At 62.0% G+C, this 24,029-nt stretch carries 21 protein-coding genes and 2 tRNA genes; all 23 read left to right on the forward strand.

Annotated elements, in window-relative coordinates; all coding sequences use genetic code 11:
- Window positions 1–161: 161 nt before the first annotated feature.
- The 23 genes from leuS to rnc all read left to right on the forward strand — a co-directional run bounded on the left by leuS (window position 162) and on the right by rnc (window position 24,025).
- Window positions 162–2,738, forward strand: coding sequence for a leucine--tRNA ligase (leuS, locus tag DWZ22_RS06355; protein WP_118405717.1), 2,577 nt, complete (start codon window positions 162–164; stop codon window positions 2,736–2,738).
- A gap of 258 nt (window positions 2,739–2,996) precedes the next feature.
- A complete protein-coding gene (gene rimP, locus DWZ22_RS06360) occupies window positions 2,997–3,491 on the forward strand; it encodes a ribosome maturation factor RimP (protein ID WP_117742809.1) in 495 nt (164 codons plus the stop codon).
- Between the two features lies 1 nt (window position 3,492).
- On the forward strand, window positions 3,493–4,740 hold the full coding sequence (gene nusA / locus DWZ22_RS06365; protein ID WP_006234042.1) for a transcription termination factor NusA: 1,248 nt from the start codon (window positions 3,493–3,495) through the stop codon (window positions 4,738–4,740).
- Window positions 4,741–4,831: 91 nt separating this feature from the next.
- Window positions 4,832–7,546 (forward strand): translation initiation factor IF-2, encoded by a 2,715-nt coding sequence (gene infB / locus DWZ22_RS06370; RefSeq protein WP_118405718.1) that lies wholly within the window; start codon window positions 4,832–4,834, stop codon window positions 7,544–7,546.
- A gap of 11 nt (window positions 7,547–7,557) precedes the next feature.
- Entirely contained in the window at window positions 7,558–7,968 is a 411-nt protein-coding gene (gene rbfA, locus DWZ22_RS06375; protein ID WP_006234038.1) for a 30S ribosome-binding factor RbfA, read from the forward strand.
- Complete coding sequence (locus tag DWZ22_RS06380) at window positions 7,961–9,004, forward strand: bifunctional oligoribonuclease/PAP phosphatase NrnA (protein ID WP_118273416.1); 1,044 nt, start codon at window positions 7,961–7,963, stop codon at window positions 9,002–9,004. The genes rbfA and DWZ22_RS06380 overlap by 8 nt, the downstream gene beginning before the upstream one ends.
- Before the next feature lie 15 nt (window positions 9,005–9,019).
- The gene (gene truB / locus DWZ22_RS06385) at window positions 9,020–9,952 is read left to right on the forward strand and encodes a tRNA pseudouridine(55) synthase TruB (RefSeq protein ID WP_117762904.1); all 933 of its coding nucleotides are present in this window, start codon (window positions 9,020–9,022) and stop codon (window positions 9,950–9,952) included.
- A complete protein-coding gene (gene ribF / locus DWZ22_RS06390) occupies window positions 9,949–10,956 on the forward strand; it encodes a riboflavin biosynthesis protein RibF (protein ID WP_233505046.1) in 1,008 nt (335 codons plus the stop codon). The genes truB and ribF overlap by 4 nt, the downstream gene beginning before the upstream one ends.
- A complete protein-coding gene (dnaG, locus tag DWZ22_RS06395) occupies window positions 10,949–13,078 on the forward strand; it encodes a DNA primase (RefSeq protein WP_118405719.1) in 2,130 nt (709 codons plus the stop codon). The genes ribF and dnaG overlap by 8 nt, the downstream gene beginning before the upstream one ends.
- A gap of 110 nt (window positions 13,079–13,188) precedes the next feature.
- Complete coding sequence (gene rpoD / locus DWZ22_RS06400; protein ID WP_117742812.1) at window positions 13,189–14,538, forward strand: RNA polymerase sigma factor RpoD; 1,350 nt, start codon at window positions 13,189–13,191, stop codon at window positions 14,536–14,538.
- A gap of 165 nt (window positions 14,539–14,703) precedes the next feature.
- Window positions 14,704–14,778, forward strand: a tRNA-Asn gene (locus DWZ22_RS06405).
- A 34-nt stretch (window positions 14,779–14,812) separates the two neighbouring features.
- A tRNA-Asn gene (locus DWZ22_RS06410) sits at window positions 14,813–14,887 on the forward strand.
- Window positions 14,888–15,048: 161 nt separating this feature from the next.
- Window positions 15,049–15,438, forward strand: coding sequence for an Asp23/Gls24 family envelope stress response protein (locus tag DWZ22_RS06415; protein WP_195919456.1), 390 nt, complete (start codon window positions 15,049–15,051; stop codon window positions 15,436–15,438).
- Window positions 15,439–15,465: 27 nt separating this feature from the next.
- A complete protein-coding gene (locus tag DWZ22_RS06420) occupies window positions 15,466–17,127 on the forward strand; it encodes a DAK2 domain-containing protein (protein ID WP_118405720.1) in 1,662 nt (553 codons plus the stop codon).
- A 10-nt stretch (window positions 17,128–17,137) separates the two neighbouring features.
- Window positions 17,138–19,315: an ATP-dependent DNA helicase RecG gene (locus DWZ22_RS06425; RefSeq protein WP_118405721.1), complete on the forward strand. Its 2,178-nt coding sequence runs from the start codon at window positions 17,138–17,140 to the stop codon at window positions 19,313–19,315.
- On the forward strand, window positions 19,312–19,968 hold the full coding sequence (gene rsmD / locus DWZ22_RS06430) for a 16S rRNA (guanine(966)-N(2))-methyltransferase RsmD (protein ID WP_118405722.1): 657 nt from the start codon (window positions 19,312–19,314) through the stop codon (window positions 19,966–19,968). Before DWZ22_RS06425 ends, rsmD begins: the two co-directional genes overlap by 4 nt.
- Complete coding sequence (gene coaD / locus DWZ22_RS06435; protein WP_117742816.1) at window positions 19,961–20,458, forward strand: pantetheine-phosphate adenylyltransferase; 498 nt, start codon at window positions 19,961–19,963, stop codon at window positions 20,456–20,458. Before rsmD ends, coaD begins: the two co-directional genes overlap by 8 nt.
- A 68-nt stretch (window positions 20,459–20,526) precedes the next feature.
- Entirely contained in the window at window positions 20,527–21,024 is a 498-nt protein-coding gene (locus tag DWZ22_RS06440; protein ID WP_040358176.1) for an ATPase, read from the forward strand.
- Complete coding sequence (locus tag DWZ22_RS06445; protein ID WP_118098498.1) at window positions 21,024–21,578, forward strand: DUF177 domain-containing protein; 555 nt, start codon at window positions 21,024–21,026, stop codon at window positions 21,576–21,578. Before DWZ22_RS06440 ends, DWZ22_RS06445 begins: the two co-directional genes overlap by 1 nt.
- Window positions 21,579–21,642: 64 nt before the next feature.
- On the forward strand, window positions 21,643–21,822 hold the full coding sequence (rpmF, locus tag DWZ22_RS06450; protein ID WP_022094017.1) for a 50S ribosomal protein L32: 180 nt from the start codon (window positions 21,643–21,645) through the stop codon (window positions 21,820–21,822).
- Between the two features lie 87 nt (window positions 21,823–21,909).
- Window positions 21,910–22,929, forward strand: a complete 1,020-nt coding sequence (gene plsX / locus DWZ22_RS06455; protein WP_118405723.1) for a phosphate acyltransferase PlsX — start codon at window positions 21,910–21,912, stop codon at window positions 22,927–22,929.
- 124 nt (window positions 22,930–23,053) lie between these two features.
- A complete protein-coding gene (locus DWZ22_RS06460) occupies window positions 23,054–23,296 on the forward strand; it encodes an acyl carrier protein (protein WP_055309519.1) in 243 nt (80 codons plus the stop codon).
- Window positions 23,297–23,299: 3 nt separating this feature from the next.
- Window positions 23,300–24,025 (forward strand): ribonuclease III, encoded by a 726-nt coding sequence (gene rnc, locus DWZ22_RS06465; RefSeq protein ID WP_117742819.1) that lies wholly within the window; start codon window positions 23,300–23,302, stop codon window positions 24,023–24,025.
- Window positions 24,026–24,029 lie beyond the last annotated feature (4 nt).

Consider the following 24,029-nt stretch of genomic DNA (forward strand, 5'->3'; position numbering starts at 1 on the left):
ATCAACCAAGTTAACCTTAGGGTCGGGCGGCTTAGCTTTGTTCGCTACAAGTTCCGCACGCAAAGAAGAGCACTTAATGTGCTCTTCGTCTTGCGCAGGACTGTCCGCAGTAGCGAATAAAGCTAAGCCGTCCGACCCCAGCTAAGATTAAAGGAGCTGATATGTGCGATTGCACAGATCATAAGGACGAGATCCCTGCTTACGACGCGCAGGCCATTGAGTCCCGGTGGATGAAGGCGTGGGACGACGAGAACCTCTTTGCCGTCGACACCGACGCCACCAAGCCCAAGAAGTACGTGCTCGAGATGTTCCCGTATCCGTCGGGCGACCTGCACATGGGCCACGCGCGCAACTACACCATCGGCGATGCCATGGCCCGTCAGGCCCGCATGCGCGGCTTTGACGTGCTGCATCCCATCGGCTTTGACGCCTTTGGTCTGCCCGCCGAGAACGCCGCCATCAAGCACAACACGCAGGCTGCCGCCTGGACGTATAAGAACATGGACCAGGCGCTCGCCACGATGAGGCGCATGGGCTTCTCCTACGATCTGGATCGTACCGTTAAAACCTGCAGCCCCGACTACTATCGCTGGGGTCAGTGGATCTTTGAGAAGATGTGGGAAAAGGGCCTGGTCTACCGCAAGAAGAACCCGGTCAACTGGTGCCCCACCTGCAAGACCGTTTTGGCCAACGAGCAGGTAACCGAGGGCAAGTGCTGGCGCTGCGGCACCGAGCCCGAGAAACGTGACCTCGAGCAGTGGTACTACAAGATCACCGAGTACTCCCAGGAGCTGCTCGATGACTTGGAGAAGCTCCCCGGTTGGCCCGAGCGCGTCAAGCAGATGCAGGCTAACTGGATTGGCCGCTCCGAGGGTGCCGAGGTCGACTTTACCCTGTGCGATGCCGATGGCGAGCCCATTGAGGGCGACGAGGGCAAGATCACCGTCTTCACTACGCGCGCCGACACGCTCTTTGGTGTTTCCTTCTTTGTCCTCGCTCCCGAGTACGCTCGTCTGCACGAGCTCGTCGAGGGCACTCAGTACGAAGAAGCCGTCACTAAGATCGTCGAGGACTCCAAGCATATCTCTGCCGTCGAGCGCGCCCAGGGCACCCTCGAGAAGCACGGCGCCTTTACGGGTCGCTACGTGGTGAACCCCGTCAACGGCGAGAAGATCCCCGTATGGGTTGCCGACTACGTCGTGGCCGACTACGGCACCGGTGCCGTCATGGCCGTTCCCTGCGGCGACCAGCGCGATTTTGAGTTCGCCCGCAAGTACGATCTGCCGATCGTGCCGATCATTCTGGACGATGAGGATCGCGCTGCCGTCGAGGCCAGCGGCGAGACCATCGACACCTTCCATGCCGAGACCGTCGACTGGGATTGCGCCCATGCCGCCGAGGGCACGCTGGTGCAGTCGGGCAAGTACACCGGCATGCGCGGCGGTAAGCACTCCGAGGGCGAGTCTGCCATCGTTGCCGACCTCGAGGCCATGGGCTGCGGTCGTCGCAAGGTCGAGTTCCGCCTGCGTGACTGGCTCATTAGCCGTCAGCGCTATTGGGGCAACCCCATCCCGGCCATCCACTGCGAGCACTGCGGTATCGTGCCCGTTCCCGAGGATCAGCTGCCGGTGACGCTGCCTGAGAACCTGGACCTGGGCGCCGGCGAGACCCTCGCCGAGTGCAAGGACTTCTACGAGACCACCTGCCCGGTCTGCGGTCGCCCGGCCAAGCGCGAGACCGATACCATGGACACCTTCACCTGCTCCAGCTGGTATTACCTGCGCTACACCGACCCGCACAACACCGAGCTGCCCTTCTCCAAGGAAGCTGCCGACCGTTGGATGCCCGTCGATAACTACATCGGCGGCATCGAGCACGCCATTTTGCACCTGCTCTACAGCCGCTTCTTTACCAAGGCACTGCGCGACCTGGGCCTGCTGAGCGTGGACGAGCCCTTCACCAACTTGCTGTGCCAGGGCATGGTCAAGGACGAGAACGGCGACACCATGTCCAAGTCCAAGGGCAATGTTGTGCCCCCGAGCTCGGTTATCGAGCCCTACGGCGCCGACACCATGCGTCTGGCGATCCTGTTTATCGCCCCGCCCGAAAAGGACTTTGACTGGGATCCCAAGGCCGTTGAGGGCGCCAACCGCTTCATCAAGCGCGCCTGGCGTATCGTTTGGCAGCTCGTCCAGTCCGGCGACGCCAATGTGGCCTTCGACAAGTCCGCGCTCGACGAGGCCGCACTCAAGCTCTATCGCGAGCGTCACCGCACCATTGCCAAGTGCACCGAGGACTTTGACCGCGGCCAGTTCAACACTGCCATCTCGGCCGTCATGGAGCTCGTCAACGCGGCGAGCGCCTACCTCAACGCCACCGAGGGTACCGCCCGCGACAAGGCGCTGTGCTACGGCGTGGCTAAGGATATCGTGAGCGTCCTTGCCCCCATCTGCCCGTTCTGGGCCGACGAGCTGTGGCACGAGGCGCTCGGCTGCGAGGGCAACGCCTACACCGCCGCCTGGCCCGAGTTCGACCTGGCCGAGTCCGTTGAGGACACGGTGCAGATCGTCGTCCAGGTGCTCGGCAAGGTCCGTGGCCGCATCGACGTGGCCCGCGATGCCTCTAACGAGGAGATGCAGGCTGCCGCTGAGGAAGCCGTTGCCAAGTGGCTTGAGGGCAAGACGGTCGTCAAGGCCATCTGCGTGCCCGGCAAGCTGGTCAACCTGGTGGTCAAGTAAACGCTGCATGCATAGCTGACGCATAAACGACGAGGGGCGATCCGGCTGGGTTGCCCCCCGTTTTGTTTTGTCTGCCCAAAGCGCCTGCGGTCAATTGTCTTATTCTTGTGGAGATGCTGTGGGCACGCTGACCTGCGGGTTTCTGTGGCACTTGCGTGTTTCCGCAGGTATTGGTATAGTTTGCTTGCAAATGAAGTTGTAATTGAAAGAAGTGGGGTTTCGGCCCCGCTTCTTTTTTGTATGGATGGAGGTGCCGCAATGGTCAAGACCAAGACCGAGCAGGCGATCATCGACGCGCTCGAGGCCGTCGCTCCCCAGCACGATGTCGACATTGTCGACGTCGAGCTCGTGGGTGCCACCAAGGCCCCCTGCGTGCGTGTGCGTATCGAGGGTGCCGAGGGTCAGAGCCTGTCCCTCAACGACGTCACGGCCAACACCAAGTGGGTCGGCGATGTGATTGAGGAGCTCGACCCCATCTCTTCGAGCTATACGCTCGAGGTGTCGAGTCCAGGCATGGCGCGCCCGTTGCGCCGCCCGTGCGACTTTGCCCGCTTTATGGGCGAGGACTGCGAGCTCACCTCCACCGCCACCGAGGGCCGTCGCAAGTACGCCGGCAAGATTGCCGCCGCCACCGAGACGAACGTGACCCTCGAGCTCGAGGACGGCGAGTCCGTCACCCTCGATTTCACTGATGTTAAAAAGTGCAAGTTGAAGCCCACCTACGACTTCAAGCCCGCGAAGGAAGGAAAGTAAGATGGCAGCATCCGACATGATGTCCGCCCTGATGGAGCTTTGCCAGGAGAAGCACATCGACCAGCTCTACCTGATCGACCGCCTGGAGCAGTCGCTCGCCAAGAGCTACGCCGAGATCCTGCATCTTGAGTGGGGCGCCAAGGTGACCATCGACCGCACCACCGGCAAGATCTATGTCTACCGCCTGGAGCCGATCGACGATTCCATGGACGAGGAGGGCAACTTCACCGAGTTCGAGGAGATCGACGTCACTCCCAAGAACACGAGCCGCATCGCCGCCCAGCACGCCAAGGCCGAGATCAACGCCATCGTTCGCAACTCCGCCCGCGAGCAGATCTACGAGGAGTTCTCCGGCCGCATCGGCGACCTCATCAGCGGTACCGTGCTGCAGTCCACCCCCGACTTCACGATCGTCAAGATCCGCGAGGGCGTCGAGGCCGAGCTGCCGCACTTTGACCAGCGTCGTTACGAGAACGAGCGCAACGAGCGTCCGATGGGCGAGCGCTACCTGCACAACCAGCACATCAAGGCCGTGATCATCGACGTTCGCGACCCCAACTCCAACCTGCAGCCTGTTCGCGGCGAACACAGCCGTCCGCCGATTGTCATCTCTCGTACCCATCCCGAGCTCATGCGTCGTCTGTTTGAGCAGGAGGTGCCCGAGATCTATGAGGGCACCGTCCAGATCAAGTCGATCGCCCGCGAGCCCGGCCAGCGCTCCAAGGTCGCCGTCCACTCGCTCGACGATCGTCTGGATCCCGTGGGCGCCTGCGTCGGCCCCAAGGGCAGCCGTGTTCGCGCTGTCGTGGGCGAGCTCCGTGGCGAGCGCGTCGACGTCATCCTGTGGGATGCCGATCCTGCCGTCTACGTCGCCAACGCCCTTTCGCCCGCTAAGGTCACCCGCGTCCTCATCGACGAGGAGAAGGCCTACGCCGGCGTCATCGTGCCCGACGACCAGCTGTCCCTCGCTATCGGCAAGGAGGGCCAGAACGCCCGCCTCGCCGCGCGCCTGACCGGCTGGCACATCGACATCAAGTCCGAGACGCTTGCCGCCGACATCCTCAAGAACGTTCCCGTTCACGAGGAGCCCGCCGCCGACCTGATCGGTGACGAGGAGGACGAGGACGTCCGCCGCTGCGAGTACGTGTCCGAGGACGGCATCCAGTGCCGCAACCAGGCTCGTCCCGGCTCCCGTTTCTGCGGTGTCCACGACACCGACGCCTTCGATGATGCGGAGGACCTGATCTAGCGCGCGGTCGCGCTGGGCGGGTCCCGGCGCATCTCCCACGCTCGTTCAGTCTCTAGGCACCCAAGGTGCCAGAAAGGGTAGGTGAAGTCATATGGCAAAAGTCCGTGTGTCCACCCTGGCCAAAGAGTTCGGCATGACCTCTAAGGAACTGATGGGTCATCTCGCCGATATGAAGATTCCCGCTAAGTCCGCTTCCTCCACTCTGGAGGACGCCTACGTTGCCATGGTCCGTAAGCAGCTCGCCTCGGTGATCGAGGCCCGCGCCCAGGAAGTCGAGGCCGCCAAGCAGGCCGAGGAGGAGGCTGCCGCCGCCGAGGAGGCCGCTCGCGCCGCCGAGGCCGAGCGCGAGCGCATCGCCGCCGAGAAGGCCCGCGAGGAGGAGCGCCGCCAGTTTGCCGCAGCCCAGGCTGCCGAGGAGGCTGCCCGCGCCGAGGCCGAGGCCAAGAAGAAGGCCGAGCAGGAGCGCCTTGCCCGCGAGAAGGAGGAGGCTGCCCGCGAGGCCCAGCGCCGCGCCGTTCCCGCTTCCGACTCCGGTTCGCGCTTCCGCTCGCTGCTCGATCAGATCGCCGCACAGGAGACCGTGCTCAAGGAGAAGAAGGACGCCGAGGACAAGGCCAAGGCCGAGCGCGCCGCCGAGCGCGGTAACCGTCGTGGCGGTAACAACGACCGCCGCGGTGGCCGTCGCAACGACCGCAACGCCTCCGACAACAACTCCGAGCGCAACGTCTCCGAGAGCCGCCCGCACAGCCATCGCACCAACGCCAGCAACAACGTCGCTGCCGGCATGGACTTCCCCAACCCCGACAAGCAGGGCAAGGGCAAGAAGCGCAAGGGCGGTCACAACAACGAAGAGGACCACTACAGCCGCATGGCTCGCGAGGCCGAGGAGTACAGCCGCGAGAAGGTGCTCGAGGAGGCCCGTGCCGCCGTCGAGGAGGCCTCTCGCGAGTCCACCGGTCGCCGCAAGAAGCGAAAGGAGAAGCGCGAGCGCGAGGCTGCAAAGGCTCAGGAGGAGCGCAAGATAGAGGAGGCATTGGCCCAGGGCGTGAACCCCGAGGAGCTCGATGCCATCAAGGTCTCCCAGGGCGTTACGGTCCAGGAGCTCGCCGAGGCGCTTGACGTTCCGGCCAACGATATCATCAAGCGCCTGTTCCTGCTGGGTACGCCGCTCACCATGACGCAGTCCATGTCCGACGACCTCGTCGAGCTCGTTGCCGACGACCTGGGTCGTCAGATCAAGATCATCACCCCCGAGGAGGAGAACACCTTCTCGTTCTACGACGATCCCGCCGACCTTAAGCCGCGCGCACCGGTCGTCACCGTCATGGGCCACGTCGACCACGGTAAGACGTCGCTGCTCGACGCTATCCGTCACACCGGTGTCGCTGCCGGCGAGGCGGGCGGCATTACCCAGGCCATCGGCGCTTCGCAGGTCATGATTAACGACCGCAAGATCACCTTCATCGATACCCCGGGCCACGCCACCTTTACGGCCATGCGTGCCCGTGGTGCCAAGGTGACCGACATCGTCATTCTGATCGTGGCTGCCGACGACGGCGTCATGCCCCAGACCATCGAGTCGATCAACCACGCCAAGGCCGCCGGCGTACCCATCGTCGTCGCCGTCAACAAGATCGATAAGCCGGGTGCCAACCCCGACCGCGTGCGCCAAGAGCTCACCGAGTACGGCATCATCCCCGAGGAGTGGGGCGGACAGAACATGTTCGTCAACATCTCGGCCAAGCAGAAGATCGGTATCGACGACCTGCTCGAGACCGTGCTGCTCCAGGCCGACGTGCTCGAGCTCAAGGCCAACCCCGACACTTTTGCCTCCGGTAACGTCCTCGAGGCTAAGCTCGACAAGGGCCGCGGTTCGGTTGCCACGGTGCTCGTGACCCGCGGTACCCTGCACGTGGGCGATACGCTGGTCGCCGGCCTTACCTACGGTCGCGTCCGCGCCATGCTCGATCCCAAGGGCAACGCCGTCACCGAGGCCGGTCCTTCCGACGCCGTCGAGATCCTGGGCTTGCAGTCCGTGCCCAACGCCGGTGACGAGTTCCGCGTGTTCGAGGACGAGCGCGAGGCTCGCGCCCTTGCCGACGAGCGTTCGCTCAAGGCCCGTATCGAGGAGCAGAGCCGCGTCAAGCACGTCACGCTCGAGAACCTCTTCGAGACCATCGCCGACGCCGACGTCAAGGAGCTCAACCTGATCATCAAGGCCGACGTCCAGGGTTCCATCGAGGCCCTTCAGGACTCGCTCGACAAGATGGATCAGTCCGAGGTCCGCATCAACACGATCCACTCCGCCGTTGGCGCCATCAACGAGACCGACGTCGTCCTGGCCGACGCCTCCAACGCCATCATCATCGGCTTTGGCGTCCGTCCCGACGGTAAGGCCCGCTCCGCCGCCGAGCGCGAGGGCGTCGAGATCCGTTGCTACGACGTCATCTACAAGTGCCTCGAGGAGCTCGACGCCGCCCGTATCGGCATGCTCAAGCCCACCGAGGTCGAGGTCGCCACGGGTACCGCGACCGTCCTGGACACCTTCAAGGTGCCCAAAGTCGGTATCGCCGCCGGTGTCCGCGTCGAAGAGGGCGAGATCGCCGCGACCGATTCCGTGCGCCTGGTGCGCGACGGTATCGTGGTCTTCAACGGCAAGATCGCCTCGATGCGCCACTACAAGGACGAGGCCAAGAGCCTCAAGAGCGGTTCCGAGGGCGGCATTGGCCTGGAGAACTTCCAGGACATCAAGCCCGGCGACCAGATCGAGGGTTACCGTATCGACCAGGTTGCCCGTACCGAGTAGGGGGTAGCGCTATGAAGCAAACGCAGGCAACCCGCCGTCTGGGCGAGCAGCTTCGCGAGAAGCTCGGTTATATCCTGCTCTTTGAAGTTTCCGATCCGCGTCTCGACCTGGTTACTTTGACCGCGGTCGAGGTCGCGGTGGACCGTTCGTTCGCGCGTGTGTACGTGTCGTGCGATGCGAGCCGCTACGACGAGGTCATGGAGGCGCTCGCCAGCGCTAAGGGCCGTATTCGCAGCCTGTTGGCTCGCTCGCTCGATTGGCGTGTTACGCCCGAGCTCGATTTTCGCATCGATCGCTCGACCGATGAGGCCGAGCGCATCACGCGTGCGCTGGAAAACGTTCCCGCCACGCTTGCGATCGAAAAGGACGAGGACGGCTATCCGATAGCGGATGCCGCCCAGGAGGCAGCTTTAGATGACTAATTCCGCCGACCTCGCCTCGTGCGAGTCTGCAGATATTCAGCGACGCATCCTCGAGCTCATCGAGGGTGCGTCCTCCATTGCGATTTCGGGACATACTTCTCCCGATGGCGACGCCTTGGGCTCCGTGTTGGGTCTGGGTCTCTCGCTTATGAAGTTTTTCCCCAACAAGGACATTGCGCTGCTGCTGGCAGACGATGACCCGGTTCCGCGTATCTACCGCTTTATGGAAGGCTCCGATCGCCTGGTTCCGGCATCTGCGTACACCGGCAATCCGGACCTGTTCATCTCGGTGGACGTACCGGTCGTCGAGCGTCTCAATAATTCCGCCGAGGTGCTTCGTCGCTCCAAGCATGTGGTGTGCTTCGATCACCATCCGGCGCGCGAGGAGTTTGCCGAGCTGAGCCTGAGGCGCGTCGAAGCCGCAGCCTGCGCTATGATCATCGACCGCTTCTTGGACAATTGTGGCATTGTCGCACGTGATGGCGTTGCGACCTGTCTGCTGTGTGGCCTGGTCACCGACACCGGCCGTTTTCAGTACCAAAACGCCGATGCCGCTGCGTTCCATGCGGCCTCGCGTCTGGTTGCCCACGGTGCCGATCCGGCGCGTGTGGCACTCGAGGTATATCAGAGCATGCGCGTTGAGTTTTTGCACCTCAAGTCCATCGTTATGGGCCGCATCAAGACGGTGGCCCACGGGCGCGTCGCGTATAGCTACGCGTACCAGAGCGACCTTGAGGCTTGCGGTGTCACCTCGGATGAGTGCGACGGCCTGGTTGACGTGGTGCGCTCGGTGATGGGCGTCGAGGTCTGCCTGTTCCTGAAGGGCATTGAGGGCGATACCAAGGTGCGCGGCAACCTGCGCTCCAAGGGCGACCTCAACGTGTCCGAGATCGCTGCTTCTTTTGGCGGAGGCGGACATCCCGCTGCCGCCGGTTTCTCCAACAACGGAACGATTCTCGAGACGCTCACCGTGGCACTTCCCATGCTCGCCGAGCTGGTAGGGGAGGATCCCGCTTCGGTGACCGTCGAGCTTTAACTTTTTGGATGGTACATGGCTCGTCGTACGCCTTCTCAATTGAATATGCTGCTCGCCGTCGATAAGCCGGTGGGCTGCACGTCCCACGATGTGGTCTCGCAATGCCGGCGCGCCCTCCATGAGCGGCGCGTCGGCCATGCCGGCACGCTCGACCCCATGGCTTCGGGTGTCATGGTGGTGGGTGTAGGCCAAGCCACCCGTCTGCTGGGCATGCTCACGCTCGATACCAAAAGCTACGTCGCCGACATCTCGTTTGGTGCCGAGACCAATACCGATGATGCGGAGGGCGAGGCGGTCCGCACGGTGCCCGTTGCACCCGAGCTGCGCGATCCGGCTTATGCCCGCGAGCGCTTGGTCGCCATGTTGGGCCCGCAGATGCAGGTGCCGCCGGCTTTTTCGGCTATCTCGGTAAATGGCGTTCGCGCCTACAAGTCTGCTCGAGAGGGCAATGCGGTGGACCTACCTCCGCGCCCTGTCGAGGTCTATGCCGCCGACCTGATCGCCGTGGGCGGTGAAGGTGATACATGTGTGTGGACCGTGGCGTTCTCGGTGAGCAAGGGCACCTACATTCGTGCGCTAGCTCGCGACTTGGGCCGCGCCTGTGAGAGCGCCGCGCACATTTCCGCGTTGCGCCGCACGGCCTCCGGTGTTGTTTCCATTGGCGCTTGTCATGCGGTCGAGGAGCTTTCTCCCGAGTCCGCGGCTGGCTTTGCCCTGGATCCCATTGCGGCCCTGGGCGCCACGCGTGTTGACTTGCCGGGCAATCTTGCCGACGACCTGCTCTGCGGCCGACGCATTCCCGTTGAGCGTGCGCTTGCCGATTTCGATTCCTCGAAGGCGCCGTTCGCGCTGGTGCTCGATGGCGGGCTCAAGGCGCTCGCCCGCATTGAGAGTGGCCGCTTTGTCATGGATCACGTGTTTCCGCAGGCAATCGGCGGTGTTCGATGATGTTTTCCGCTCGCGAGCTCGCGCGTATCTTTTTCGCGGGCGAGTCGGACGAGGCTCGCATCGTTACTGCCGATGTGTTTGATGAGTGCGAGCACTTGGGTGCTGCCTCCATCGCCATCGGTGTGTTCGATGGTGTGCACCGTGGACACCAGGAGCTTATTGCGGCGCTCGTCCGTGATGCCCGTGCCCATGGCTGCAAGGCGGTCGTAGTTACCTTCGATCCCGACCCGGACGTTGTCGTGAGCCCTTCACCCGCTCAAAAATTGATGACGACGGCCGACCGTCTGCATGCCCTGGCTCAAATCGGGGTCGATGCAGTGGTGGCCGTTCCCTTTACGCCTGAGGTTGCGGCACTCGACCATGTCGGTTTTCTCGCACTGTTGTCACGCGTGGTCGACATTCGTTCGATTCGCGTTGGCAGCGACTTTAGGCTGGGTCGCGGCGGTGCTTCTGGTGTTGCCGAGATGCGCGTTTGGGGTTCCGAGCGCGGCGTTGACGTGTATGGTCACGACCTGCTTTGCGAGGGCGGTGAGGCCATTTGCGCCACCCGCATTCGTCACGAGCTGGGACAGGGCCATGTGGGGCTTGCTGCTGGGTTACTCGGCCGCCCGTATATGGTGCGTGGCGGTGTTATTCGCGGTCGTCACGAGGGTTCTGGCATGGGCTTTCCCACGGCAAACCTGCAGGTTCCCAGCGGCATTCAGGTGCCTGCCGATGGCGTGTATGAGGGTCTGGTGCTGGTCGATGACACCGTGTGGCCCGCTGCTGTCAACGTCGGCCTGCCGCCAACGTATGCCGACGATGCGGCATCTGCGCATCTCGAAGCCAACTTAATTGGGTATACGGGCGACCTGTACGGCGCTTCCGTTTCGCTGGCGTTTACGCGCTGGCTGCGTCCGTCACGCGTGTTCGATTCCCTGGACGAGTTGATCGCGACCGTCGAGGGTAATATCGATGATATCCGTCATAACTTGGGTGAGCAGGGGGTGAGTATCCGTGATTAGCGATGAGGAGAAAGACCAGGTCCGCGCTGCGTCCGATCTGGTAGCCATCGTGCAGGAAACGGTTGAGCTCAAGCCCCGCGGCCATGAGTTTTGGGGCTGCTGCCCCTTCCATGGCGAAAAGACCCCGTCGTTTCACATTATCCCTGCCACGCAGGTGTGGCACTGCTTTGGATGTGGCGAGGGCGGCGACGTCTTCACCTATATCATGAAGCGCGAGAACCTGAGCTTTCCCGAGTCAATCCGTTATTTAGCCGATCGCGCGGGTATTGAGCTGCACGACACCGGAGACCGCCGCGAGCGTGGTACTAAGCGTGCCCGAATCTATGATCTGTGCGCCGAGACCGCCCAGTTCTACCACACCATGCTTATGCGCGGTAAGGACGGCCGTCCACGTGAGTACTTCGCCAGCCGCGGCATGGGTGGCGACGTCTGCCGCCGCTACTGCCTGGGCTTTGCACCGGGTCGTAACATGCTGGTGGCTCATCTGTCGCAGGCGGGCTTTACTCCGCAGGAGATGATCGACGCCAACGTGGCTGTGAGCCGCGGGCGCGGGCAGCTTGCCGACCGCTTCTACGACCGCGTGATGTTTCCCATTTTTGATGAGCAGGGGCATAACATCGCCTTTGGCGGTCGCATCATGGGAGACGGCCAACCTAAGTACCTCAACACCGCCGAGACGAGCGTGTTTCATAAAAAGCGAAACCTCTACGGCTTTAATTGGGCCAAGGAGTTTATCGTCGCGCAGGATACCGCTATCGTGGTAGAGGGCTATACCGACTGCATCGCCTGTTGGGAGGCGGGGATTAAAAACGTCGTCGCCACGCTGGGCACTGCGCTCACGGAGCATCACGTCAAGACGCTCACCCGCTTTGCCAAGCGCATCGTGTATATGTTTGACGGCGATGCCGCGGGCCAGAAGGCCGCCCGTCGCGCGATACAGTTTATCGAGCAGGATTCGATGGACCTGCGCTGCGTGGTGCTGCCCGACGGCAACGATCCCATGGAGTTCATCACGGCGCACGGCGGAAAGGAGCTGCAGGCGCGCATCGACGCCGCCGAGCCGCTCATGGACTTCGTGTACCGTTCGCTGCAGGAAGCGAGCGACATCACCACGCCGGGCGGTCGCGCCAAGGCGCTCGAGGATGCGCTGACGCTCATCTATCCGCTGCGCGACAGCTATATGATCGACACATACTTTATCCAGATTGCCGACCTGTTAGGTTTGGACCTGGAGACCGTGCGCGCGAGTTCGGGCCGTGTGTTTCGCGATGTCGCCAAGCGCGAGGATGCCGAGCGCCGGCGTGAGCAGAGCTACGAGCGTCAACGCGCGCAAGCTGAGCGCGCGGGCGGTTCGCAGGGTCGAGGCTCGGGCGGCGGTGCGGCTGGCGCGCGCAGTGCCGGTCGCGGTGCCTGGGCCGCGGGTGCGACGCCACCGGTGTCCGCACCGGTCGAAGAGGACCCGTACGACTACGTTCCGGTTGATGCCTATGGGGCCGCGCCGGTGGAGGTCGACGAGGATCTGCCGCCAATCGATGTGCCAGCGGGGATGGAAAGCGCTGCGCCTGTTGCCGATAGTTCAAACGCGGCGGCAGCTCCTTCGATGCCGATTGTTTTGACCGATCTGGAGCGGAAATCCCTAGCGGGGGAGCGCGAGCTGCTGACGATGCTTACGAGCTACCCCGATCTGTTCCGCACGTATGCCGACCGCATTTGTTCTATCGAGTGGGTCGACCCGCGCCACGAGTCCATCGCGTGGGCCGTGCTGGCAACGCCGCCGGGTACCGATCCTGCGACCTGCATGGATGCGGCGCGCTCGGTGTGTCCCGAGGCGGCAACGCTTGTGAGTGCCGGGCGCATCTCCGCGACGAGCAAACACCCTACCGAGACGAACATCGTATTCATGCTCGATACGCTCGAGCTCTACACCATTAAGCGCCGCATGCGTGCCGCACAGGCCAAGCTGCGCCAGGATCGATCGCTCGATGATGAGGCCCGCCGCGCGCTGACCGTGCAGGCCGCGCAGTATTCGCAGCGTCAACGCGAGCTGCAAAAGTCTATCGGCGGCGTGGCGGACCCGTTCCGTTTGATCGGTTTGGAGACCGCGGGCACCGAACAGGCCTAGATGTTGTGGTCAACCAGCGTATTCTCGCCTATATCCAGTTCTCTTTTTGGGTATAGACGTCTATGTGTGTGCTAAAGTATTGAGTCCTGTGGACTATGAAGGGAGAATCTGTGCCAAAAAAGACTGAGAGCACGGGTACTGGGCTGGAATCCTGCGTTGCAAAGCTCATGGGCAACGGCTCAAACAGGACTTCGGTAACCGAGGACGAGATTCAGGTCGCCCTGAAGGATATCGATGTTTCTGACGAGCAGCTCACCGCGGTGTATTCCGCGCTGCGCAACAGCGGCATCCAGATTATCTCCGCGAGCGGTAACGACGACGCCCCCATGGACGTCGACGATGACGATAACGATACCGATACCGACGATTTCGATGACGACGACGAGCACGATTCCGGCTCGCTCGACGATCATGAGCTCAAGATGGCCCGTCAGGCCGACGCCGAGATGGGTTCTTCCAAGAGCAAGAAGAAGCGCACCGTGCGCACGTCCCGTTCACGCTCCCGCGTGCGTGGCATCGATGCCTCCACGGTGATGCTGACTGGCGATCCGGTTCGTATGTACCTCAAGGAGATCGGCAAGGTCGACCTGCTTACCGCCTCCGAAGAAGTCGATCTGGCCATGAAGATCGAGGCCGGTCTCGAGGCCACCGAGAAGCTCGAGGCTGCCGAGGCGGGCGAGCTTGAGCTCACGCGTGCCGAGATGCGTCGTCTTACGCGCATTGAGAACGTGGGCCTCGAAGCCAAGCAGGCACTCATCAGCGCAAACCTGCGTTTGGTCGTCTCCATCGCCAAGCGCTATGTCGGTCGCGGTATGCTGTTCCTGGACCTGATCCAGGAGGGCAACCTCGGTCTGATCCGCGCCGTCGAGAAGTTCGACTACCAGAAGGGTTTTAAGTTCTCCACGTACGCCACGTGGTGGATCCGTCAGGCCATCACGCGCGCTATCGCCGACCAGGCCCGTACCATCCGTATTCCCGTGCACATGGTCGAGACCATCAACAAACTCGTCCGCGTGCAGCGGCAGCTTCTCCAGGACCTGGGTCGCGACCCGACCCCCGAGGAGATCGGTGCCGAGATGGACATGAGTGCCGACCGCGTCCGCGAGATCCAGAAGATTTCGCAGGAGCCCGTGTCGCTCGAGACTCCCATCGGCGAGGAAGAGGATTCCCAACTGGGCGACTTCATCGAGGACTCCCAGGCCATCGTTCCGCCCGATGCGGCCAGCTTCTCCATGCTGCAGGAGCAGCTCACTCAGGTGCTCGATTCGCTTGCCGATCGTGAGCGCAAGGTTATCGAGCTGCGCTTTGGCCTTGTCGACGGACATCCCCGCACGCTCGAGGAAGTCGGCCGCGAGTTTGGTGTCACGCGCGAGCGTATCCGCCAGATCGAGTCCAAGACCCTGGCCAAGCTCCGCCACCCGAGCCGCTCGAGCAAGCTCAAGGACTACATTGAGTCTTAGTAGTCACGGCGTTTCCGTTCCGGCAGTTAGGGACGTTCCTTTTTTGCCGGCACTTTGGGACACTCCTTGCCGCAACGGTTGGGTCGGAAAATTTCTTAAAAAAGTTCTTGCCCTGAGCTGATTCGTCCGTATAATAAACTTCGTTGCTTGAGAGCACGCACCTATTCCTCGGTAGCTCAATGGTAGAGCACGCGGCTGTTAACCGCGCTGTTGTAGGTTCGAGTCCTACCCGGGGAGCCAGAATTTTTCAGCCCAATCCGCTGGGCTTTTAAATTCCTCGGTAGCTCAATGGTAGAGCACGCGGCTGTTAACCGCGCTGTTGTAGGTTCGAGTCCTACCCGGGGAGCCAGGTTGTAAAACCCGTCGCTTATGCGGCGGGTTTTTTCATACCGCGATCGCCTGGCGCGAACGTTACCATATCAACATTTCGTGTCGAGGATGTAATCCCGCGACCCACCACCTCAACATGGCGCGCTCGTTGTAGAATATTGCAATGATTGCTCCCACGAGATGGTGCCGCGAGCACCAGATAAGGAGATTCTTGTGTCTGAGACCATTAACGGCAGCCTGAGCGTCTCGAACGACGTTATTGCCGATATTGCCGGTTATGCCGCGATGACGTGCTATGGCGTTGTCGGTATGGCCGAGCAGCTCCAGGGCGCCGAGAGCGTGCGCCTGCTTGCCGGTCAGCGCCTCCGCAAGGGCGTGCTTGTCTCCGCCGACGAGAACGGCCTCACGGTCGACCTTCACGTCGTGCTCGAGAACGGCGTCAACATGAAGTCCGTCTGCCACAATCTTTCGAGCTCCGTTGCCTTCACTCTGCAGGAGGTCGCCCAGATCGATCCCGCCAGCCTTAAGATCGGCATTCACATCGACGCGCTCAAGAGCCGTCTGAACTAGCATCCGAAAACGGAGATTCAAATACCCATGATTGCAAAGACCATTCGCACCTGTTTTCCGATCGCTGCGGCTGCTGTTTCCGACAAGGCCGAGGAGATCAACAAGCTCAACGTCTTCCCCGTACCCGACGGCGACACCGGTACCAACATGTCGCTCACACTCGCCTCGGTGACCAAGGAGCTTTCCGCCCTTCCTGCTGACGCCGACATGGAGGCCATCGCCGGCGCCATCACTCACGGCTCCCTGATGGGTGCCCGTGGCAACTCCGGCGTCATCACCTCGCAGATTCTGCGTGGTGTGGCCGAGGGCCTTGTCTCTGCCGATGAGCCCATCACGTCCGCCAACATCGCCTATGCCTTCCGCCGAGCCGTCAAGGTTGCCTTCCAGGCAGTGCGTAAGCCCATCGAGGGTACGATCCTCACGGTGTTGCGCGACGTCTCGACCAAGGCAGACGAGTGCGAGAAGAAGAAGTTCTCGGCCGAGGAAGCGCTCGACGCCATCGTCGTCGAGGCCTATCAGTCCGTCGCCCGTACGCCCGACCTGCTGCCTGTTCTGAAGGAGAACGGCGTGGTCGACTCCGGCGCCTTTGGATTTGCCATTTTCCTTGAGAACTTTGTTGCCGCCGCGCTTGGTCGCAGCACCGTTGTCGAGGATTTCTCCGCCATGTTTGACTCCGCTGGCTCTGCCCGCGACGCGGCCCTCGACCGCGTTGAGATCGAGGCCAACGACGACTGGGAGGGCTCGGAGTTTCGTTACTGCAACGAGTTCCTCTTTAAGGCCGATGCCCCGTTTGATGAGGACGAATGCCTTAAGTTCCTGGGCTCCATGGGCGACTGCGAGCTGCTCGTGGGTGCTTACCCCGATTACAAGATTCACGTGCACTCCAACACCCCCAACCTGGTGCTCGAGCACATGCTGCAGCTTGGTCAGATCTATGAGGTCTTTATCCACAACATGGAGATGGAGGCCCACGACCGTACCGCCAAGATCCATGAGGATCAGGAGAAGGCCGCCGAGCCCGCCAAGGCGCTGGGCTTTGTCGCTGTTGCCGCCGGTTCCGGCGAGGCCGATATCCTCAAGTCCCTCGGCGTCGACGTGATCGTGTCGGGTGGTCAGACTATGAACCCCTCGACTGCAGACCTGCTGGGCGCCGTCGACCAGGTCAACGCGACCTCGGTCATCATCCTGCCCAATAACGGTAACATCCGCATGGCCGCCGAGGCTGCCGCTTCTGCCTGCACCGACAAAAAGGTTGCCGTCGTTCCCACCAAGACCGTTCCGCAGGCCTTCTCCGCGCTGTTCGCGGTCCTGCCCGATTCCGAGCTCGAGGACGCCGTCGCCGCTATGGTCGACGCCATCAGCGAAGTCCGCGATGGCGAGGTCACCCGCGCTGTGCGCGACTCCAGCGCCTCCGACGGCTCGCCGATTCACTCCGGTGACGTTATGGGTATCATTGCCGGTTCCATTGACGTGGTCGGCTCCGATGTGAAGCAGGTCACGCTCGATTGCATCAACCGCATGCAGGAGGAAGAGGAGGGTGACGCGCTGACGATTCTGGCCGGCGAGGAGCTGTCCGATGAAGCCTTCCAGGAGATCGTCGACGCCATTGAGGAGGCTCAGCCCGATCTGGAGATTGACGCCCATCGTGGCGAGCAGCCGCTCTATCCCGTGATCTTCTCGATCGAGTAGGCAACTGCCCATGTCCGAGCTGTGCTCCGTGCCGCGCGTCTCGGAGCGCTTTGCCCAGAGCAATGCGCTCGACGAGGATATCGCGCGACTCAAATATGTTTCGGGTAAACGTGAGGAGGCCCTTCGCCGTCTGGGAATTCGGACGGTGGGGGACCTCCTTCTCCATATCCCTCATCGATACCTCGACTTTACCCGCTCGTGGTCCATCGAGATGGCGCCCATCGGTACCGTGTGCACCATCATCGCCACGGTTGACCGTATCGTCCAAAAGCAGCCGCGTCCGCGCATGCAGGTGACCGAGGTCTCGCTCGTTGACGAGACGGGCGTGCTGCAGGTCGCCTTTTTCCGCCAGCCCTGGATTGCCCAGCAGCTTAAGCAGGGCGACCGCCTGGCCGTGATGGGCAAGGTCGAGTTTGCCTATGGTTTTAAGCAGATGGCCTCTCCGCCTTTCGAAAAGCTCGAGGACGGGCGTGCCGCGGGCACGATCCTGCCGGTCCATTATGTGAGCGATGGGGTGAGCCAGGCATGGATGCGCCGCATTGTAAGCGGCGCGCTCGAGGTTGTCGGCAATCCCTTTGATCCCATTCCGGCACCGCTGCGCGCAAAGCGGAAGCTCATGAGCAATGCCCGTGCTTTGCACTCGATCCACTTTCCCTCGAGCATGGCTGAGCGCGATATCGCGCGCGCACGGCTTGCCTACGAGGAGTGCCTCTACCTGCAGCTGGCGCTGCGCCTGCGCAACGACGGCGGCCTGGTCGATGTGGTGCCCTATGCCCATACCGCGGGCGATCACCTGGCCGCGCTCAAGCAGGCCCTGCCGTTTTCGCTGAGCGACGAGCAGGAAGCCGCGTTCCAGGATATCCTGCGCGATATGTGTGATGGCGGGCGCGTGATGAACCGCCTGCTGCTGGGTGATGTCGGTACCGGTAAGACCGCCGTCGCCGCCTGCGCACTGGCTGTCGCGGCCGATTCGGGCACCCAGGCCTGCGTTATGGCGCCCACGGGCGTGCTGGCGCGCCAATATGCCGATAAGACTGGCCCTCTGCTCTCGCAGGCCGGCATGTCCTGGGCGCTTCTGACGGGTGCCACGCCGACCGCAGAGCGCGAGCGCATCCATGCACAGCTGGAATCGGGCGAGCTTGACGTGCTCTTTGGCACCCACGCGGTGCTTTCGGATGACGTTGCGTTCAAGCACCTGTCGCTCGTGGTCATCGATGAGCAGCACCGGTTTGGCGTCGGCCAACGCAACGCCCTGCGCGCGAAGGGCCCCGGTGCCGATCTGCTCGTAATGACGGCAACGCCCATCCCGCGTACGCTGGCGCTTTCGGTCTATGGCGATCTGGACACGAGCATCATCCGCCATCGGCCCGTCCCTGGCGCTGGCGTGACGACACGCGTGCTGACCGATTCGAGCCGTGACCTCGCCTATGGCGCCATCCGTGAGGCGCACGAAAAGGGCCAGCAGGCTTACGTGATCTGCCCGCTCGTGGAGCCGAGTGACTCGGCCGATGAGCTGGAGGACGTGCCCGGTATCGCCCGCGACGACGAGGGCTGCGTGACGGTCCCCGTGCCGCTGCACGATACGGCAACCGAGCTCGACCGACTGCGTCTTGCGTTGCCGGGGCTTACCGTCGAGCGCCTTCACGGCCGCATGCCGGCGGGGGAGAAGGACCAGGTTATCGATGCCTTCAAGCGTGGCGAGATCGACGTGCTCGTCTCGACTACGGTGGTCGAGGTGGGCGTTGACGTGCCCAACGCCACCGTCATGGTCATCGAGAACGGCGAGCGTTTTGGTTTGGCTGCCCTGCACCAGCTGCGCGGCCGCGTGGGCCGTGGCGGCGTGTCGGGCACCTGCCTGGTCATGACGCACTCCAAGGGCAACGGCGGCGCATCGGCGGCGCAAGATCGTCTGCAATCGCTCGAAAAAACCTCGGATGGCTTTACGCTCGCCCAGATGGACCTGCGCCTTCGCCATGAGGGCGAAATCCTGGGGTACCGCCAGCATGGTGGTGTGACCCTGCGCTTTGTCGACCTGGATGCCGACGAGGAGCTGATCGAGTGGGCCCATTTGGACGCGGTCGAGCTCTTGCGGTATGCTTGCAACCTTGACTCCGTGGCGACGCGTCCCTTGCGCGACGCGGTCGCCATGCGTTATCGACATATCTTTAAGGAGGTCAGCGGAGGATGAGAATCATCGGCGGCGAATGGCGCGGTCGTAAGATCGAGGAGCCCCGTGGTCGCGATGTCACCCGCCCCACGACTGATCGCGTGCGCGAGGCGTGCGCATCTATGGTCATGTCGGCATTCGATTTCGATTTGGACGAGGTTCGTGTGTTGGACGCCTTTGGCGGCTCCGGTGCCTTAGGGTTAGAGATGCTCTCTCGTGGGGCCCGCTCGCTCACGACGTTTGAGATCGATCGCAACGCCGCGCGGCTCATTACCAAGAATATTGAGTCGCTCTGCCGTGACAGTGCGCGTTGGCGCGTGGTCACGGGCGACATGCTGACGAGTGCCTCACGCGGTCGTGTACCGGGCGGCCCCTTTGATCTGGTCCTGCTCGACCCGCCCTATGCTTTTGGTGCCGAGCCGGTCGAGGAACTGCTGCAGAATCTGGCCCAGCAGGGTCTGCTTGCGTCTGGCGCTTACGCCCTGTTTGAGCATGCCGCCGCCGATGCGGGCGCGCATCCGGCAGGTTTTGAGACCGTGCGTGAGAAGCGTTATGGCATCACCTCGGTCGATCTGCTTCGTTGGGTCGGCGATGACGATGGTGAGGGTGATAACGCCGGCACCGATGCTGACAACAACGATGCCACGACGTTTCAGGAGGACGCCCATGAGTGACACCATTAACCGCGTCATCGTTCCGGGCACCTTCGACCCCATTACGTTTGGCCATATCGATGTAATCCGCCGCGCCCGCCGCATCTTTCCCAGCGTGATCGTCGCTGTTGCCGAGTCGCAGGGTAAAAACGGTGTGGGCACGACGTTTATGCTCGATGAGCGCGTGGCGCTGGCCCGCGAGGCGCTCGGCGATATCGACGGCGTCGAGGTCCTGCCCTTCACCGGCCTCTTGGTCGACTTCGCTCGTGAGCAGGGGGCGGGGGCCGTGGTCAAGGGCCTGCGCGCCATGACCGACTTTGAGTACGAGCTGCAGCAGGCAGATCTCAACTATCGCTTGGATAACGAGCTGGAGTCCATCTTTGTCATGAGTGCGCCGCAGTACGGCTACATCTCGAGCTCGGTCGTTCGCCAGATCGCCTCACTCGGCAGCGATGTATCGACGTTTGTCCCGCCCAACGTGGTCGAAGCGCTCAGACTTCGCTTTTCGTGACGTTTCTTATTGCCTGGTGGCATGTGGTAAACTAGCACGATGATATGTTACCTATGAAAGGAGATCGGATGCCGGGCGAGAATTTTCCTGGCGATAGGATCGTCAGCTTGGTCGATGAGCTCGAAGGGCTGATCGAGGAAGCCAAGCCGCCTTTCGGCAAGAACGCTCAGTTCAAGGTCATCGACGCCGACGTGTTCTTCAACATCCTCGACGAGATCCGCATGAGCTATCCCGAGGAGTGGCAGAAGTCCCGCCGTATCCTTAAGGAGCGCGAGGAGCTTATGGCTTCCGCTGCCGCTCAGGCCGATTCTATCATCGCCGACGCTCAGCAGCAGGCCCTTACCATTGCCGGTGAGCAGGAGATCGTCCGCTTAGCGCAGCAGCAGGCCGACGACATCCGTGATCGTGCCCAGCAGTACGAGCGCGAGACGCGTTATGCTGCCGAGGACTACGCAGAGCAGGTCTTTACGCACCTGGAGGAGAACCTCAAGAGCCTGACCGGCACCGTTACTCGTTGCCGTCAGCAGCTTAACGAGGGTGCCGCCCAACAGAATGGTCAGTGGTAATGGCTGAGTTCCCGAGCGTTACCGTCGATCTATCTGAGCAGCTCGAGTTTCCTGGAGATTCGTATCCGCTGACCGGTAAGGTCGATGTCGCCACCTACACGGTGGGCGAGAAGGAGTACCAGCTACAGGACGGCATCGACTACGACGTTGTCTTTACCAACGCCGGTACCGGTGTCTTGCTCACGGGTATGGTCCGCGCGCACGCCACCGGCGAGTGCGACCGTTGCCTGGAGCCCGCTTCGTTTGATATCGCCGGCGAGATCGAGGAGTTCTACCTCTTTGAGGAGCCCGAGGACCCCGAGGCCTACGAGGACGGCTACGAGCTCCTGGGTGAGGACCGCATCGTCGATCTGGGTGAGCCCATCAATGACGCGGTCGTCATGGACACGCCGTTTGTGGTGCTCTGCAAGCCCGATTGCCACGGTCTGTGCCCCACTTGCGGTTGCAATCTCAACGTCGAGCAATGCGATTGCGCCGCCCAGACGGAGGCCGAATGGGCCGCTGCCACGGAAAATCCATTTGCAGCATTGAAGAATCTCAAGCTTGACGAGTAAAACTGTGGTAGTATCGCTACTTGCGCGTAATCGCCACACTGGATAGTTCATAAGGAAGGTCACTATGCCCGTACCTAAACAAAAGCAGGGTCGTATCCGCACTCACACCCGTCGTTCCGCCAACATGAAGATCTCGGCTGCGGCTCAGTCCACGTGCCCCCGTTGCGGCGCCGTCAAGCTCCCGCACCACGTGTGCCCCAGCTGCGGCTTCTACAAGGACCGCGAGGTTATCGTTACCGAGTAACGGTATACTCTGGATGCGATGCCGTTCCAAATGGAACCACAATGGCCGGCTCAATGAGTCGGCCATTTTTGTATAAGGAGCATGTATATGAGTAACGTTCGCGTTTGTGTAGACGTTGTGGGCGGAGACGAGAAACCTCAGGTTGTTCTCGATGGTATCGAGGCTGCGCTTGCCGCCGATCCCGATATCGAGGTCTTGGCAGCTGGCCCCGCCGAAATCGTCAATCCCTTTGCAGCTTCCCATGCACGTGTTGAGGCCCTTGAGGCACCCGACGTTATCGCCATGGATGACGATCCCATTCGCGCCGTGATGACCAAACGCAAGTCGTCGATCGTGTTGTCGTGCCGTGCCATCAAGAAGGGAAATGCGGACGCGTTCTTCTCTGCCGGCTCGACCGGTGCCATGACCGCCGCCGCCACCGCCTATGTGACGCCGTTTAGGTATCAGGCCGAAGGCAAGAAGCAGCCGGTGCGCCCCTGTCTGACCAATGCGCTGCCCAATCGCGCCGGCGGTCTGACGGTGCTGTGCGATATGGGCGCCAACCCCGATGTCGAGGTCGATGACATGGTGCGTTTTGCTCAGATGGGTAGCGCCTATGCCCGCGTCGTCCTGGGCATTGAGCATCCCCGCGTGGGCCTGCTTGCTAACGGCACCGAGGACGAGAAGGGCTCCAACTTTACCAAGGCGTGCTTCCCGGCCATGAAAGCCGTCGTTCCCGGCTTTGTTGGTAACTGCGAGGGCACCGATCTTACGTCGGGCAATTTTGACGTCGTGGTCGCCGACGGCATGTCGGGCAACATCGCGCTCAAGGCCACTGAGGGCGCTGCTAAGTTTTTGCTGCAGGAACTCAAGGGCGTCTTTATGTCTTCACTTGGCACCAAGATCGCCGCGCTGCTTATTAAAAAGCAGATGCGCAAGATCAAGGCTAAGCTCTCTGGCGACGCCAAGGGCGGCGCGATTCTTTTGGGCCTGCGCGGCGTGGTTCTGATCGGCCACGGCGCCACGTCGGTCGAAGCTGTCAAAAACGGTACGCTCGCGGCGGCCGAAGCCGTGCGCGCCGGGCTGGTCGAGAATGTCGCCAACTCTATGGACGGTATCGTTTTATAAGAGCGAGTTAGAGCGCTGTTATGCGCCTCGGGGCGTGCGTCGTGGGGTAGAATCAGAACCGTGTCTTGGTACCGCCCGGGCGGTACCATTCTTTTGGTATTCATGCACTATGAGAGGAAGCGCTATGGACCGCTCCGAAATCTTCGACAAGATCGCCGAGGTCGCTGCTGACGTTCTGGGCGTCGATGTTGCCGAAATTAGCGATGAGACCACCTTTGACGACCTCGATGCCAACTCGCTCGAGCGCCTGCAGCTGGTTACGGCTATCGAGGACGAGTTCAACCTCGAGATCGATGACGAGACTCTGCTTTCGCTCAACTCTGTCGCCGACGCCGTCGACGCGATCGAAAACGCCAGGGAGGCCTAGGTCTTGGCTTTGTCTGAACGACTTACGCGCGCCCAGGAAATTCTGGGCCATGAGTTCAATAATAAGGTGCTGCTGCGCGCGGCGCTTACGCATCCCTCGGCAGTCGAGGGCCAGCCGGTTTCTGCCAGCTATGAGCGCCTTGAGTTCTTGGGCGATTCCATTTTGGGCGCCGTGGTCGCACGCTCCCTGTTTGAGTCCTATCCGGAGTTTGACGAGGGCAAGCTCACGCGCCTGAAGGTGTCGCTTGTCTCGGGCGCCACGCTGTCCGAGGTTTCTAACGAGCTGGGCATCGACGACATCATCATCTTTGGTGCCTCCGAGACCGGTACGGGTGCGCGCGGCCTGCATTCGGCGCTCGAGAACGTCTACGAGTCGCTCGTGGGCGCGCTGTACCTGGATGCCGGCTGGGATGCGGCGGCGGAGTTCATCCACCGTACGCTTAAGCCGCACCTGGCTTCCGAGCGTGCCGAGCACCCTGCGAACCCCAAGTCGTTCTTGCAGGAGTGCGTGCAAGCCGACGGTCACGAACCCCCGGCGTATAAGCTCGTTGGCTCCGAGGGCCCGGCGCATGCGCCCACCTTTACCGCCGTGGTGTTGATCGATGGTATTCGCCAGGGTCGCGGCTCCGGCTCCTCAAAGAAGGAAGCCGAGGGGGCCGCTGCACTCGAGGCACTTGACCGCATGGGCTACACCACTAACGGCGTGATTCTCAACAAGAAGCCTGTGTAAGCGA

This window comes from Collinsella sp. AF31-11 (genome assembly GCF_003475605.1).
In the GTDB taxonomy this organism is placed as follows: Bacteria; Actinomycetota; Coriobacteriia; order Coriobacteriales; family Coriobacteriaceae; genus Collinsella.

What these genes read in the sequence shown, in the direction of transcription:
- ribF (WP_233505046.1), top strand. Translation starts at nt 9,949, where the DNA reads ATGATGTTTTCCGCTCGCGAGCTCGCGCGTATCTTTTTCGCGGGCGAG.
- DWZ22_RS06460 (WP_055309519.1), top strand. Translation starts at nt 23,054, where the DNA reads ATGGACCGCTCCGAAATCTTCGACAAGATCGCCGAGGTCGCTGCTGAC.
- rpmF (WP_022094017.1), top strand. Translation starts at nt 21,643, where the DNA reads ATGCCCGTACCTAAACAAAAGCAGGGTCGTATCCGCACTCACACCCGT.
- DWZ22_RS06420 (WP_118405720.1), top strand. Translation starts at nt 15,466, where the DNA reads ATGATTGCAAAGACCATTCGCACCTGTTTTCCGATCGCTGCGGCTGCT.
- leuS (WP_118405717.1), top strand. Translation starts at nt 162, where the DNA reads ATGTGCGATTGCACAGATCATAAGGACGAGATCCCTGCTTACGACGCG.
- coaD (WP_117742816.1), top strand. Translation starts at nt 19,961, where the DNA reads ATGAGTGACACCATTAACCGCGTCATCGTTCCGGGCACCTTCGACCCC.
- infB (WP_118405718.1), top strand. Translation starts at nt 4,832, where the DNA reads ATGGCAAAAGTCCGTGTGTCCACCCTGGCCAAAGAGTTCGGCATGACC.
- rsmD (WP_118405722.1), top strand. Translation starts at nt 19,312, where the DNA reads ATGAGAATCATCGGCGGCGAATGGCGCGGTCGTAAGATCGAGGAGCCC.
- nusA (WP_006234042.1), top strand. Translation starts at nt 3,493, where the DNA reads ATGGCAGCATCCGACATGATGTCCGCCCTGATGGAGCTTTGCCAGGAG.
- rimP (WP_117742809.1), top strand. Translation starts at nt 2,997, where the DNA reads ATGGTCAAGACCAAGACCGAGCAGGCGATCATCGACGCGCTCGAGGCC.
- DWZ22_RS06440 (WP_040358176.1), top strand. Translation starts at nt 20,527, where the DNA reads ATGCCGGGCGAGAATTTTCCTGGCGATAGGATCGTCAGCTTGGTCGAT.
- DWZ22_RS06445 (WP_118098498.1), top strand. Translation starts at nt 21,024, where the DNA reads ATGGCTGAGTTCCCGAGCGTTACCGTCGATCTATCTGAGCAGCTCGAG.
- DWZ22_RS06425 (WP_118405721.1), top strand. Translation starts at nt 17,138, where the DNA reads ATGTCCGAGCTGTGCTCCGTGCCGCGCGTCTCGGAGCGCTTTGCCCAG.
- DWZ22_RS06380 (WP_118273416.1), top strand. Translation starts at nt 7,961, where the DNA reads ATGACTAATTCCGCCGACCTCGCCTCGTGCGAGTCTGCAGATATTCAG.
- plsX (WP_118405723.1), top strand. Translation starts at nt 21,910, where the DNA reads ATGAGTAACGTTCGCGTTTGTGTAGACGTTGTGGGCGGAGACGAGAAA.
- rbfA (WP_006234038.1), top strand. Translation starts at nt 7,558, where the DNA reads ATGAAGCAAACGCAGGCAACCCGCCGTCTGGGCGAGCAGCTTCGCGAG.
- truB (WP_117762904.1), top strand. Translation starts at nt 9,020, where the DNA reads ATGGCTCGTCGTACGCCTTCTCAATTGAATATGCTGCTCGCCGTCGAT.
- DWZ22_RS06415 (WP_195919456.1), top strand. Translation starts at nt 15,049, where the DNA reads ATGGTGCCGCGAGCACCAGATAAGGAGATTCTTGTGTCTGAGACCATT.